The following is a 14420-nucleotide window of genomic DNA, read 5'->3' as shown; positions in this document are numbered from 1 at the left end:
CCTTCGATATATTCCGTTTTTTGTATATAACGGAGAACGTCAATGACCTGGACGACAAAACTGTCTGAAACCCGAAGCGGTTTGCGCAACCTGAATGGAGCGATTCCCGACACGGCGCGCGCCTTCGGCGCATTGGGAAAATCCGTCAAAGAAGGCGGTGCGTTAGACTACAAGATCAAGGAATTCATCGCCCTTGGGATGTCGATCGCCGTGCGTTGTGAACCCTGCATCTCATTGCACACAGAAGCCCTTGTGAAAGCCGGGGCTTCACGGGACGAGGTCTCGGACGTGCTTTCAATGGCCATCCAGATGGGCGGTGGACCATCCATGATGTACGCGGCCAAGGCATTGGAATGTTTCGACGAACTTTCCAATAAGTAGCACAAAGCTACCCTTCAATCCCAGCGCAAAAGGCGGCGCACTTTAGGTGCACCGCCTGTGGTTCTAACTTAACCGTCCTTACGGATGGTTTCGTTTTTCGGATCGTAGGGGCTGTCGCAGGTCACGACCGCATCCCACAGCTTGTCCTGAATTTTGACCTTCAGCTTGGTGCCCTCAACCGCCAGCTCGGGCTTCACATAGCCCATGCCGATGGATTTTTCGAAGGCCACTGAGTAACCACCCGAGGTCAGACGACCCACGCGCTCACCTTCCAGCGTGTACAGCGCCTCGCGGCCCCATGGGTCGGCATCGTCAGGTCCGTCGATCAGCAGCGTGCAGCACTTCACGCGCACGCCGGTCTCTTCCAGCTTGGCCTTGCCGTAGAAGTCTTTCGACAGGTCGACAAAGCGCGGCAGGTCAGCTTCCAGCGGGGTCGCATCGCGGCCCAGCTCAGTGCCGAAGGCGCGATAGGATTTCTCCTGACGCAGCCAGTTCTGGGCGCGGGCTCCGACCAGCTTCATACCATGTTTCTCACCGGCTTTTTCCAGCAGGTCGAACAGGTAGTTCTGCATCTCGATCGGATGGTGCAATTCCCAACCCAGCTCACCGGTATAGGCCACACGGATTGCGTTGACCGGGCACATACCCAATTCGATCTGACGGGCCGACAACCACGGGAAGCGCTTGTTGGACAGTGCGGTTTCCGGATCGGCGTCCTTGATGACTTCTTTCAGAACGTCACGCGACTTGGGTCCGGCGATCGCGAAGACGCCCCACTGGGTGGTCACGTCCTGGATCTCGATGTAGCCAAACTCCTCCATCTTGTCCTCGGCCGCTTTGCGCAGGTAGTCGGCGTCGTACTCGGTCCAGGCACCGGCAGAGACAATATAGTAATTGTTCTCGCCATTGCGGACGATGGTGTACTCGGTGCGGGTGGTGCCGTGCGAGGTCAGCGCGTAGGTCAGGTTGATACGACCGACCTTGGGCAACTTGTTGCAGGTGAACCAATCCAGGAATTGCGTCGCACCGGGACCTTTGACGACATGCTTGGTGAAGGCCGACGCGTCGATCAGGCCAACGCCTTCGCGGATCGCCTTGGCTTCTTCGACGGCATGTTGCCACCAGCCACCACGGCGGAACGAGCGGTTTTCCTTGTCGAAGTTGTCAGGTGCATCGACGGGGCCGAAATAGTTCGGGCGTTCCCACCCGTTGACCCATCCGAACTGTGCGCCACGTGCTTTCTGGCGGTCATAGGCCGGAACGGTACGCAGCGGGCGGCAGGCTTCACGCTCTTCATCTGGGTGGTGCAGGATGTAAACGTGCTCATAGCACTCTTCGTTCTTGCGCGCCGCGAACTCGGTGGTCATCCAGTTCGACGAATAGCGTTTCGGGTCCAGCGAGGCCATGTCGATCTCGGCTTCGCCATCGACCATCATCTGAGCCAGATAATAGCCGGTGCCGCCCGCGGCGGTGATCCCGAACGAGAAACCTTCGGCCAGCCACATGTTGCGCAGGCCTGGTGCCGGACCAACCAGCGGGTTGCCGTCGGGGGTATAGCAGATCGGGCCGTTGAAGTCGTCCTTCAGGCCGGATTCGGCACAGGAAGGCACACGTTCGGCCATTGCCATGTACTGATCCGCGATCCGGTCCAGATCCAGCGGGAACAGGTCGGCACGGAAGCTGTCTGGTACACCGTGCTCAAAGCGCGCGGGTGCGCCGTGTTCATAGATCCCCAGAATCCAGCCGCCACGCTCTTCACGCGCGTAGGACTCGTTGTCGGCGTCACGCACAACGGGGTGTTCCGGGTTGCCTGCTTCGCGCCATTTGACCAGTTCGGGGTCTTTGTCCATGACGATGAATGTGTGCTCAACCGGGATGGCAGGCATCTTGATGCCCAGCATCTTGGCAGTGCGCTGTGCGTGGTTGCCCGATGCGGTCACGACATGCTCGGCGGTGATCACGACCTTCTCGTCGCTTTCGACAAGGTTGCCACCCTTTTCCACCATCTTGGTGCAGGTGACTTCCCAGTGGGTGCCGTTCCAGTGGAACGCATCGGCCTGCATCTTGCGCACGATATCAACGCCACGCTGACGGGCGCCTTTGGCCATCGCCTGTGTCACGTCGGCGGGGTTAATGTAACCGTCCTCGGTGTGATAGATCGCGCCCTTCAGGTCCGAGGTCTCGATCAGCGGCCAGCGTTCCTTGATCTGCTCGGGTGTCAGCCACTCGTAGGCGACGTCGCAGGTTTCGGCTGTGGACGCATAGAGCATGTATTCGTCCATACGCTCTTGCGTTTGCGCCATGCGCAGGTTGCCGACCACGGCGAAACCTGCGTTCAAGCCGGTTTCCTCCTCGAGCGTCTTGTAGAAATCGACCGAGTATTTGTGGATGTGAGTTGTCGCATAAGACATGTTGAACAGCGGCAGCAGACCGGCGGCATGCCATGTCGATCCGGACGTCAATTCGTCCCGCTCGATCAGCATCACATCGTCCCAGCCCGCCTTGGCCAGATGATACGCAATCGAGGTGCCGACGGCGCCGCCGCCAACGACCAGTGCTTTGACTTGGGTTTTCATATGCCCGCTCTCCGGAATGAATCTGTTTGGCATGGTTTATGACGAATGGCGCATCTGACCGCAAAGTCCATCCGACGCAAAAACGGACAAAACCGACCTTAGTGCACGAACAACAGAAGTTCGGTCAGCTGAAGATCGTTTAATTTGAGTATTTGGGAAAAGATGAAGCGGCAGGGCCGCTCACAATATCTTGCCCGGGTTCATGATATTGTCCGGATCTAAAGCAGATTTGATTGCGGCCATGTAATCCAACGCGGCCCCAAGCTCTCGATGAAGGTAGGGTCGCTTGCCTTGCCCGATGCCATGTTCACCCGTGCAAGTTCCGTCCAAAGAGATGGCCAGATCATTCAGCCAGCCGACGAATTGTTCAGCATTGGACACCTCGGCTGTATTGTCCATGTCGATCAACAACAGAGTGTGGAAGTTGCCGTCCCCGACATGCCCTACCATCGGCGCGACCAGGCCCAGCTCGGCCGCTTTGGCCTGCGTGGCAGTCACACATTCGGAGAGACGCGAGATCGGGACGCAGACATCGGTCGAAATACCACTTGTGCCGGGTCGCAATTGCAGACACGCCCAGTACATGTCGTGGCGGGCCTGCCAAAGCCTGTTACGTTCTTCCGTGGTCGAGGTTGCGGCGAAATCGGTACCGCCAAACTCATCCGCGATGTGTCCGAAGGTTTCGGCCTGTTCGATGGCACCGGATTCGGACCCGTGAAACTCGAGCAGCAAGAGCGGTGTTTCAGGGAGAGCCAGGCCGGAATAGGCATTGGCCGCCTTGACCGACAACTCGTCCAGCAATTCGATCCGGGCCACGGGGATTCCGTATTGGATGGTCATCATGACGGCCTGACAGGCCGCATCGACGGAGGGAAAAGAACACCGGGCTGAACTGATCGCCTCGGGGATGCCCTGAAGGCGCAGCGTCAGTTCGGTGATGATGCCCAAGGTGCCCTCGGCCCCGATCAGCAGTCGGGTCAGGTCATATCCGGCCGAGGATTTTTTGGCCCTGTGACCAGTGCGAATGATCCGCCCATCCGGCATCACGGCCTCGAGGCTGAGTATATTGTCCTTCATCGTGCCGTAGCGGACGGCATTTGTGCCTGACGCGCGGGTCGCAGCCATCCCGCCCAGCGAGGCATTCGCCCCCGGGTCGATGGGAAAAAACAGGCCCTGATCCCGCAGATACGTATTCAGATCCTCACGCGTGACACCGGGTTGCACAAGACAGTCCAGATCACCGGCATTGACGGCCAGTATCTTGTTCATCTGGCTCAGATCAACGCAAACCCCACCTGCGGGCGCGTTCACGTGCCCTTCCAGCGAAGTGCCGGTTCCAAATGCAATCACCGGCACTTTGTGAAGGGCACAGGTGCTGACGATATCCGAGACTTCTGCGGTTGAGTGTGGAAAGACCACCGCGTCCGGCGGCTGGTTTTCTATCCAGGTCGTTGTATGCCCATGCTGCTCGCGGATGGCATCACCCGTTTGCAGCCGGTCCCCGAATGTCTGTTTCAGGATACCGATTGCGGTTGCAATCCCGTCCTCATTCCGGGGCAAAGCGTTTGCCTGCACCATGGTCTTTCCTTTCTGCCGCCCAGCTATTCACCCAGCGCGATACCTTCGCGCCGGGGATCCGCGCCACCGCTCAGAACCTCTCCGATTTCGATGGCATGCAGGCCCGAGGTCAGATCCCGGGCATTCACTTCGAAACCCAGCTCGGTCAGGGCATCCAGGAATCCTTCTGCACCGGTGCCCAACTCGACATCATATGTCCCAAAACGGTTGACCAGATGCGGCAGGGACACTGCCTGCTGCACATCCATGCCCCAATCGGCCCAGGCGATGATCGATTTGGCGACATACCCGATGATGCGGCTGCCGCCAGGGGAGCCTATGGCCAGCACCGGAGCACCGTCCTGCATGACGATGGTCGGGCTCATCGACGAGCGGGGGCGTTTGCCGGGTTCAAGGCGGTTGGCAATCGGGACGCCGTCCTTGTGCGTTCGGAACGAGAAATCCGTCAGTTCATTGTTCAGCAGGAAGCCGTTTGTCATCAGCCGTGAGCCAAAGCCGTTTTCGATCGTTGTCGTCATCGACAGCACATTTCCATACCGGTCAACGATCGAGATATGCGACGTCGACGGCAGCTCCAGAGAAACATCATCCGCCAGGTTCAGGGCGTGGTCGAACTCGGGCTTGCCGGGTGTTGCCTCGCTCAGGGTACCTTCCTGGTTCAGCAGCGAACCGCGCTGGGAAAGATAGTCCGGGTCGACCAGACCCTGGGTCGGCACCGGGACGAAATCGCTGTCAGCCATGTATCGACCGCGATCGGCAAACGCCAGTCTTGAGGCGTCACCGATCAATCGCCACGCTTCGGGATTTTCCGGCCCGAGGCCAGCCAGATCGTAGCCGTCCAGCATTCCCAGAATTTGCCCGACCGTCAGGGCACCTGATGATGGCGGGCCCATGCCGCAGACCTCATAGGCCCGGTAGACCGCGCAAACCGGCGCGCGCTCGACCACCCGATAGAGCGCGAGATCGATCCCGGACAACACACCCGGATTGCCCGGCGCCGAGCGAACTGTGTTCACGATGCCCGCAGCAATATCGCCACCGTAAAACCCGGCTGAGCCTTCACTTGCCAAAGTGCGAAGCGTTTCGGCATATGCCGGGTTTGTCAGCCGCTGTCCCTGTTCCAAAGGCGCCCCACCGGGCAGGAAATATTCGGCCGTTGCTGGGAAGCGCGCCAGACGCTCTGCGTCGTTCGCGACCAAAGCCGCCAATCGAGGCGAGACCAGAAATCCGTCATCGGCCAGCGCGATACCGTCCTTGAACAACGAGGGCCATGAGCTGCGCCCCCAGCGCCGATGCGCTTCTTCGAGCAAGGCAGGCGTGCCGGGCGTTCCCACAGAGAGGCCACCGACAACGGCATCGAAGAACTTCAGCGGCTCTCCGTTTTCGTCCTGAAACAGCGTGGGTCTTGCTGCGAGCGGTGCAGTTTCACGCCCGTCCAGCGTGGTCAGTTGACCGCTGGCCGCATCGTACCAGACCAGAAACGCGCCACCGCCCAGACCAGACGATTGCGGCTCGACCAACCCCAGAACAACCTGAACGGCAACCATCGCGTCCGCCGCCGTGCCACCGTCGCGCAGCACCCGCGCGCCCGCCTCGACTGCAAGCGGGTTGGCGGCGGCCACCATCCAGTTTTGCGCTTCAACCGGGGCCCCGGCCATCTTCGCTTCAAGCGCTGCGATCACCTCCGCGGTCAGCGCCTGCGCCTCGCCTTCGGTCGCCGCTTCGGGCGACACCGCGTCCGCAGTTTCCTGAGCGAATACCGAAGTGGTCGAAACGGCCACAGACAGAAGCAGTCCTGAAATCAATCCACGTTTCATAGCGTCCTCTCAATCTAATGATGATGAAATACACGATCGCCCCGGCCTTTCCGACCGGGGCGTCATTTTATCAAAGCATTGATGGCACCACCTGATCCGGTGGGCGATGCCCGTCCTCGAAGGTTTTGATATTGATGATGACCTTCTCGCCCATCTCAATCCGCCCCTCCAGCGTGGCGGACCCCATGTGCGGCAACAGGACTACGTTGGGTAGCTGCCTCAGGCGCGGGTTGACGTCGGTACCGTGTTCGTAGACATCCAACCCTGCCCCCGCGATTTCGCCTGACCGGATCATGCGGGTCAGCGCATTTTCATCGACCACTTCACCGCGCGATGTGTTCACAAGGACAGCCGACGGTTTCATCAGTTTCAGACGACGTGCGTTCATCAGATGAAAGCTTGACGGGGTCGACGGGCAGTTGACCGAGATGACATCCATCCGCGACACCATCTGGTCCAGGCTCTCCCAATAGGTCGCCTCAAGTTCCTCTTCGATTTCGGGGCGCAGCCTGCGACGGTTGTGGTAATGCACCTGCATTCCGAACGCGGCGGCACGGCGCGCGACAGCCTGACCGATCCGGCCCATGCCGAGGATGCCAAGCCGGCGACCGCCGATCCGCCCTCCAAGGAATGCCGTGGGCGCCCATCCCGTCCAATCGCCCTTTTGCATGATCGCCAGCCCCTCGGGGATACGGCGTGTGACGGCCAATATCAGCGCCATTGTCATATCCGCGGTATCATCAGTCAGAACACCGGGGGTGTTCGAGACCAGTATCCCACGCTGCCGCGCCGTCGCGACATCGATATTATCGACGCCGGCGCCATAATTTGCGATCAGCCGCAGGTTTTCACCCGCCTGCCCCAGCAGTCCGCCGTCAATGGTATCCGTGACCGTCGGGACAAGGACATCCGCCTCTTTCACGGCCGCGACAAGCTCGTCGCGGGTCATGGGTGTATCATCGTCCCGCAGGCGCACATCGAACAGCTCGCTCAATCGGGTTTCCACTGCCTCTGGCAACCGTCGCGTAACGACAACACTCAGACGTTCTCTTGGCACTTTCGCCCTCCCACTGCTTTGCAAACGTGCGCGCGCCATGTCATCGTGGCGCAGGATAAGGCGGGGCACAAGAACCCCACGGCCATTGAGTCGACCTTTTTTCGAAACCCGTTGAACAGGTATAAGAGCAGGCATTCGGTGAGTGGTTTTCTATCGGTAAAACGCCCGGTTCTGGCGATCCTGTCTGTATTTCTGATCGTGTTCGGCACATTGGCGGCCAGCGCGCAGGACAAACGCGGCCCCGTCACCAACCTGCCGTTGCCACGTTATGTGTCGATGAAAGCCGCTGAAGGGAATGTGCGACGCGGGCCATCACTGACCCATCGAATCGATTGGGTGTTCAAACGGCGCGGGATGCCGTTGCAGATCACTGCCGAATACGGAAACTGGCGCAAGGTTCAGGATCGCGACGGCGCCGGAGGTTGGGTCCACTATGCCCTGTTGTCAGGCGTACGGACCGTTCTGATCGAAAGCGACATGCTGCCGGTCTATTCCAGTCCCGACCCTGCCTCACAGGTCAGCGCTCATTTCGAAGCGGGCGTCGTGGCCCGTCTTGGAACCTGCACGGTTGACTGGTGCCGCGTCTCAGCCGGCGGCTATCGCGGCTGGACGCTGAAAGGCAACCTGTGGGGCGTCGATCCTGCAGAAATCCGGGAATAGCCCTTTCGCCGACGTCTATTCCGGGTCGCCAACACCGCGAGCGCCAAGCTCCTGATCCAGCATCAAAAGGTGCCAGCGATCACCGTCGGCGGCCTTTGCCTTGTCCAGCACCTGACCTATCAAATCCTCTTCCTCGATCTGTTCGTCCAGGAACCAGTTCAACATGTTCTGAGTGCTGAACTCCCTGACTTCCTGCGCCAGTTCGAACAACGCATTGATCTGGCCTGTTACAGCCTTCTCCTGCGCCAGCGCCGCTTCCAGCACATCAACTGGCGACCCGAAATCCGCCTGGGGCTTGGCAATCCCATCAACCTCAATGCGCCCCCCGCGCTTGGCAAGAAACTCGAAGATACGCATTGCGTGCGCGTTTTCCTCTGCCGACTGGCTTTTGAACCACTGTGCAAAGCCCGGCAGATCCTGGGATTCGAAATAAGCGGCCATCGCAAGATAGGAGTACGAGGCGTGAAGCTCATTGTTGATCTGACGGTTCAGGGCGTCTGAAACTTTGGAATTCAATTGCATTTCTGAGCCTCCTTGGCACGTGTCTTGCGGATGTCCGACAGCTAATCCCTGAAATCCCCAATTTCAATACGATTTCCATTTTTTGTTAGATATTTCATTACCTTAATTGACAATTCGTGCAACTGAAATTCAATTGCAGCTGGCCTGCGGCAAAACAAGGAATCCGCCGCACCTGTCGCTCCCAATCCTTTACTGGGGCTGGCAATTCACGCCGTTCCGGCTACTGTTGCGGCGAAACAAGAAGGGATGACCATGAAAGCCGTCACTTATAGCGCCTTTGGTTCCGCAGGCGACGTTCTGAAAGTACAGGATGTGCCCTCAACCCCTCCGGGGGTCGGAGAAGTCACAGTCGATCTGGCGTTTTCAGCCGTCAATCCTTCGGATGTCAAAGCCCGCGCCGGAAGCAGACCCGGCGTGACCAATCCGCCATTCCCGGTGATCATCCCGCACAGCGACGGGTCGGGTGTTATCGCGGCGGTTGGTGAAGGAGTCCCAACCTCAAGGATCGGTCAACGCGTCTGGCTCTGGAACGGCCAGTGGCAGCGGCCGTTCGGCACAGCCGCCACTGAGATCACACTGCCGGCCGAGCAAACCGTGCCGCTGCCCGATTCCGTGTCTTTCGAAACCGGATCCGTATTGGGCATTCCGGGCCTGACAGCATGCCACGCCGTATTCTCTGGCGGTGACATCGCAGGGCAAAGCCTGCTGATTCACGGCGGCGCTGGCACGGTCGGCTATCTGGCCGTTCAACTGGCAAAGTGGGGCGGCGCCCATGTCATCGCCACGTCCGGTCCGGGCAGTTTCGAAAGGGTTTTGCAGGCCGGAGCAGATGCGGTTCTGGACTACAATGCCCCGGACCTCGCGGATCAAATTCTGCAAGCCAACAACGGACGCCCGATCGCCCGAATCGTCGATGTCGAATTTGGCCGGAACGTCGAGACGAACACGGCAGTCATCGCTGAAAACGGACGGATCAACACTTTTGGGTCCGCCAAGGAAATGCTTCCCGTTCTGCCCTTCTACCCCCTGATGTTCAAAGCGGTCACGCTGGAGACCATCCTGGTTTACCTATTACCCATGGCCGCCCGTTCTGCAGCAATCGAAAAACTCCATGCCGCACTTGAGGCAGGTGCCTTAAATTGCCCAATCCAACAGGTATTTTCTATGGACGAGTGCCCGGCGGCGCACGAATTGGTCGCGGCCGGACATCGCACCGGGGCGGTCTTGATTGAAACAAAATGACGGCTTGAAAAAATTTCTGGGGCAACCGAGATTTTTGCAGGAAAGCCCTTGAACACCGCCACCAACAATCGTAGACAGCCGCTCACCGTTGGGGTGTAGCCAAGTGGTAAGGCAGCGGTTTTTGGTACCGTGTATCGTAGGTTCGAATCCTACCACCCCAGCCAATAAAATCAGGGACTTTTCGGTCCCTTTTTTTATATCTAATCGTCAGGTGTCCAGCTTAGGTGTCCAAACGCAGGAATCGACATTCTGTGCGGATAATGCGCGTGGTAATAACCAATGAACGATAACGCCCGTCACGGGATGGACAACTGTTTGACTTGCGCCGGAACAAAGTTAGAACATTCAACATGCGCAAGTGGCCACGAACAATCCCGTATGATCTACGCTGCCGCCTAGAGTCGCTGCATGAATACCGCAGCACACCTAGCATCCAAACCCAATGGGGCGAAGTCTTGGAATGGCTGGAAAAGCATGGTGTGGAACCGCCATATCATACGTTACCGACCGAACCAGAATTGAAAGGTCCGGTCGGCCACTGGTGACGGAAAACTCGTTACCCCCTCATCCCCAAAAAAACCCGCATTGTTCGGAGGGAAACCAATTGAACAAAGCGGGCGTTAGTTTCGGGGTAACTAGATTACGCCTAGGACCGCGGTTTGGATCAAAGTTCCCCGCGTCACCTTAATCTGGGATGATAGGCAACGCGGGGATTTAGTCTGACCATGGGACTGCCCAGACTAAATGGGGCATGAGTGTTACGGGTCGTTTCGCTAGTTGGATCAATAGCCGGTACCCCGCCTCAGTTCAGCGGGTGTTTTTTCTCTGGGCGAACCGAACATCAAAGCCAGTATCCATGACTTGGTTGATTACCTTGGGTGTTGATGAACCACGGTACGAACCTCAATTCGGATTAAAACTTCCGATAGTAGCTAAGTAATTGATCTGTATATTATTAATTTGGCGGAAATAAAAAAACTATTGGTCGTGAATCGAAAGCAATTCGACCCCAAAACACCCTATTTGAACAACATACATCATCCGCTTCGTGGAAGGGTTTTGGGAACAATGGAACTAGTTGTCTTGGCCGTTGTTTTTGGCGGACTTTTGATTAAGGTCACTGGCTCAAGCCGCTCTATAGGTCGCTCCATAGGCCGTGCGGTAGGTCGCTCTCGTCGGAGAAGAACCTCCCTAAAGCCGGTAGTTCGACCTAACAATCGGCGATCAACGCTGAAGCCAGTTGTTCGACCCAACAATAGACGCCGCATCCACAAGCCAGCATACCCAATACCGGCAATGCCAAAGAGCATGATGCTGCAAGGGCGTGCTTATGTGATAGATGGAGACACTATCCGAATAAATGGAACAAAAATTCGTTTGGCTGGAATCGATGCTCCGGAATTGGACATGCCTTACGGCCAAAAGTCCAAATGGGCGATGGTCGAAATTTGTAAGGGGCAGACCATTACCGCAGAACTTGATGGTGAAAGGTCTTACGACCGACTTGTGGGAACATGCTATCTACCAGACGGTCGAGACATTGGTGCAGAGTTAATTAAACAAGGACTGGCTTTAGATTTGCCGGAGTTTTCTCGTGGTGAGTATCGCCATCTAGAGCCACCGGGAGTGCGGCGAAGGCTCGCTAACGGGCAGTTTGGGCATGCTTCTATCCGCATTCGACAGAGGACGACAATAAAGGTGAGCTGGAGCTAAGACTATTAGGCTCGGGACCTATTAACGGGTCGGAGCGTAAACGGCTGCTTTGATCCAGAGCAGACACTGGTAGAAAACACGGCTATGACCGGGTTGCGGACAAAGCGGATGTACAGCATCACCGAAAGATGGATGATCTCGAGATTGGTTTTAAGAATTTGAAAGAGGCAGGTCTAGGCATAGGCAAAAGCAAGCAAAACTCCTGCCCCGCCCAAGCAAAGTTCTTCTGACAAGACGCTTGAAAGATCTGCGTTTTGTAGCGCCGGATCGCTATTCAGCTCCCCGCCCGCCCAGAACTGATCTCTTAAGATGATCGCCAGCAGAAGCTTAGTAAAGACCCGCGACCTTTGCCCTCAGTTTTATCAGTGATGCAACAGTGTCGATTGTGGGTGTTGCGATCCCGGTCAGTTGCCCCAATTCCTGTACTGAAGTGACCAAGGCATCAATTTCCATAGGTCGGTTCAGCTCCAAATCCTGCCACATCGAGGTCTTGTGTGCTCCGACAGCCGCTCCTCCGTCAATGCGCTTTTCGACATCAATCGGGAACCTAACCCCCAGTTTTTCAGCGATTTCCTGAGCCTCTAGCATCATTCCACGTGCCACGGAGCGTGAACCTTCATCAGTACACAAGACATCAAGTGTTGAGTGGGTAAGTGCGGAAATCGGGTTGAACGACAAGTTGCCCCATAGCTTCAGCCAAATTTCGTCCCGTATTCTTGGTCTTACGGGCGCGCGCAACCCGGCGGTGGACAATGCAGCCGAAAGATTGGAGGCACGGTCTGATTTAGTGCCATCGGGCTCACCCAAAGAAAAACGATTGCCTTCGACATGCTTGATCGATCCCGGAGCAATGACTTCCGCGGCCGGATAAACAACACACCCAAGCACACGATCCGGTCCGAAACCGTTCCATTGCGCGTCTCCCGGGTCTACAGATGACAATCTCGTCCCCTCGAAGGGACCGCCCAGCTTGTGGAAATACCACCAGGGTACCCCGTTCACTCCGCTCACTATTGTCGTTTCATCCCCAATCAGTGGCTGGATCGAGTCCACAACTGCTGGAACGGAATGCGCTTTCAGTGTGATAAAGACATAGTCTTGGGGGCCGAGATCGGCGGCATTGTCCGAACCGCGTATTGGCACGTTGATTGGGTCCTGCCCATCCTCTTGGAGAGTCAGCCCTTTTTCTTGCATTGCAGCCAGATGTGGGCCACGTGCAACGACACTGACGTCAACGTCAGTCTGCGCGAGCTTCGCGGCAACGTAACCTCCGATAGCTCCGGCACCAAAGATGCAAACTTTCATGTGTCTAAGCCTTTGCCAGTCCCAATTTAGCGGCCAGCCCAATCCTTTGTATCTTACCAGTCGCACCTTTTGGTATCTCTTCGAGAATAACCACTGAAGTCGGCACCTTGAATTTTGCGAGCCGTGCGCCAACAAAATCCCGGACGTCCTGACCTGCAATCGTCGCTCCTTCTGAGAGCACCACCGCCGCCGCCATATCTTCGCCGAGTTTCTCGTGGGGAACGGCAAAACAAACTGCCTGAGCAACGTCCGGATGGCTTAGAAGCACGGCGTCAACTTCAAGTGGACTGATTTTTTCTCCACCGCGATTGATAAGCTCCTTAAGGCGTCCAGTCAGTCGCAGATAATCCTCTTCGTCGAACGACCCTTGATCACCGGTGCGAAACCAGAGTTTTCCATCCGCTTCAAAGAAATTGTCTGCATTTGCCTGCGGGTTGCTCTCATACCCAGGGGTCACGTTCGGACCGCTGATAACGATTTCTCCGACATCCCGCGAAGCGATCAATACATTTTCCGTTTCGTCTGCAATTCTGACTTCAGGGCCCGCTGCTACTCCGACGTATCCGGGCTTTTGCTTTTGTGGAGGAAGCGGGTTGCAACACATTTGATGCGTGGCCTCAGTCATACCGTAGGCCTCGATGACAGGCGCATTGAATGTCGCCACCAACTCTTCCATGACCGGCGCGGGCAACGACGCGGAAGACGATCGCAAGAAACGCAAGCGCGATTGCTCAATGACTGATTGGTTTCGGGCGGCTCGGGCGAGAATAGTTTGGTGCATTGTCGGAACCGCCGTGTACCATGTCGGATCAACCTCAGCGACCTGTGAAAAAAAGCTAAGAGCGTTGAACCCAGGGGCGCAGCTAATTTGCGATCCGGCGCCTAAAGAAGCCGCGACTGCTGCGATCAACCCATGGATATGGAACAGTGGCATGATGCTTAGACAACGATCATCGATTGTCAGCTTCAAAGACGAAGCCACGTTCCGTGCCGACGAGTAGATATTGGCCTGCGTCAAAGGAACGATCTTGGGGCGCGACGTTGTTCCTGATGTATGGAGTATCAGGGCGACGTCATCTTCACCCGGCGCTGATGTATCAGCCACTCCAATTGGGTCACAGGCCAAAACGGAAAACTGTCCAGCTGGACGAGAACTATCGCTAGAAATCCGCAAGACGGCCACACCAAGTTCAGTCGCCGCTTGCACGGCTGGGCCACTTTCGTTTTCGCTTACTACAAGAGCCTTGGCTTTCAAGTCTTTGAGATAGAATACATATTCTTCGATAGTATAAGAAGGGTTTAAAGGCGCCGTCGTCGCCACTTGGGCGACGGATATGAATGCCGTCGCCATCTCTGGTCCGTTAGGCAACACAATTGCCACCCTGTCGCCGCGCCCTATTCCGATCTGATGCAGATCCTCTTTGACCTTCGCGCAATGCTCGCGCAAACCAAGGTAGCTCAACCAAGGCTGGCCAGGGGCGCCAATGGCATTTGCCGTGTCTGCATGGTGTGCAATCAATTCAGCGACTAAATGGGGCATCTGTTATCCGTTGACACAAGCATCGGTTT

11 protein-coding genes and 1 tRNA gene are annotated in these 14420 nt (G+C 56.9%); 5 read left to right on the top strand and 7 right to left on the bottom strand.

All coding sequences use genetic code 11. The features are described from left to right. Positions 1 to 42: 42 nt before the first annotated feature. Positions 43 to 381, top strand: a complete 339-nt coding sequence (locus ACR0JW_RS12360) for a carboxymuconolactone decarboxylase family protein (protein ID WP_170614858.1) — start codon at positions 43 to 45, stop codon at positions 379 to 381. 68 nt (positions 382 to 449) lie between these two features. On the opposite strand, the gene ACR0JW_RS12355 is transcribed toward ACR0JW_RS12360, so the two are convergent. The 4 genes from ACR0JW_RS12355 to ACR0JW_RS12340 all read right to left on the bottom strand — a co-directional run bounded on the left by ACR0JW_RS12355 (position 450) and on the right by ACR0JW_RS12340 (position 7409). After that, a complete protein-coding gene (locus ACR0JW_RS12355; protein ID WP_170681076.1) occupies positions 450 to 2957 on the bottom strand; it encodes a GcvT family protein in 2508 nt (835 codons plus the stop codon). A 180-nt stretch (positions 2958 to 3137) separates the two neighbouring features. Continuing rightward, positions 3138 to 4535, bottom strand: a complete 1398-nt coding sequence (locus ACR0JW_RS12350) for an FAD-linked oxidase C-terminal domain-containing protein (protein ID WP_170681078.1) — start codon at positions 4533 to 4535, stop codon at positions 3138 to 3140. A 23-nt stretch (positions 4536 to 4558) separates the two neighbouring features. Next, the gene (ggt, locus tag ACR0JW_RS12345) at positions 4559 to 6352 is read right to left on the bottom strand and encodes a gamma-glutamyltransferase (RefSeq protein WP_170681080.1); all 1794 of its coding nucleotides are present in this window, start codon (positions 6350 to 6352) and stop codon (positions 4559 to 4561) included. Between the two features lie 70 nt (positions 6353 to 6422). Continuing rightward, positions 6423 to 7409, bottom strand: a complete 987-nt coding sequence (locus tag ACR0JW_RS12340) for a 2-hydroxyacid dehydrogenase (protein ID WP_170614862.1) — start codon at positions 7407 to 7409, stop codon at positions 6423 to 6425. A 138-nt stretch (positions 7410 to 7547) separates the two neighbouring features. On the opposite strand from ACR0JW_RS12340, the gene ACR0JW_RS12335 reads away from it, so the two are divergent. Continuing rightward, a complete protein-coding gene (locus ACR0JW_RS12335; RefSeq protein WP_170614863.1) occupies positions 7548 to 8069 on the top strand; it encodes an SH3 domain-containing protein in 522 nt (173 codons plus the stop codon). Between the two features lie 15 nt (positions 8070 to 8084). Here ACR0JW_RS12335 and ACR0JW_RS12330 read toward each other — a convergent pair whose 3' ends face one another. Further along, positions 8085 to 8591 carry a ferritin gene (locus tag ACR0JW_RS12330; protein WP_170681082.1) on the bottom strand — a complete coding sequence of 169 codons (507 nt, stop codon included), beginning with the start codon at positions 8589 to 8591 and terminating at the stop codon, positions 8085 to 8087. 252 nt (positions 8592 to 8843) lie between these two features. Between ACR0JW_RS12330 and ACR0JW_RS12325 the strand changes: the two genes are divergently transcribed. The 3 genes from ACR0JW_RS12325 (at position 8844) to ACR0JW_RS12315 (ending at position 11546) form a co-directional block, all read left to right on the top strand. Next, positions 8844 to 9833, top strand: coding sequence for an NADPH:quinone reductase (locus tag ACR0JW_RS12325; protein WP_170681146.1), 990 nt, complete (start codon positions 8844 to 8846; stop codon positions 9831 to 9833). An 89-nt stretch (positions 9834 to 9922) separates the two neighbouring features. After that, positions 9923 to 9997, top strand: a tRNA-Gln gene (locus tag ACR0JW_RS12320). Positions 9998 to 11141: 1144 nt separating this feature from the next. Beyond that, a complete protein-coding gene (locus ACR0JW_RS12315) occupies positions 11142 to 11546 on the top strand; it encodes a thermonuclease family protein (RefSeq protein WP_170681084.1) in 405 nt (134 codons plus the stop codon). A 327-nt stretch (positions 11547 to 11873) separates the two neighbouring features. On the opposite strand, the gene ACR0JW_RS12310 is transcribed toward ACR0JW_RS12315, so the two are convergent. Further along, positions 11874 to 12851 carry a 2-dehydropantoate 2-reductase gene (locus ACR0JW_RS12310; RefSeq protein WP_480714005.1) on the bottom strand — a complete coding sequence of 326 codons (978 nt, stop codon included), beginning with the start codon at positions 12849 to 12851 and terminating at the stop codon, positions 11874 to 11876. A 4-nt stretch (positions 12852 to 12855) separates the two neighbouring features. Continuing rightward, positions 12856 to 14391: an acyl--CoA ligase gene (locus ACR0JW_RS12305; RefSeq protein WP_480714004.1), complete on the bottom strand. Its 1536-nt coding sequence runs from the start codon at positions 14389 to 14391 to the stop codon at positions 12856 to 12858. Positions 14392 to 14420 lie beyond the last annotated feature (29 nt).

Source organism: Ruegeria sp. BG6 (genome assembly GCF_056538465.1).
This window is presented reverse-complemented; position numbering and strand designations above follow the sequence as displayed.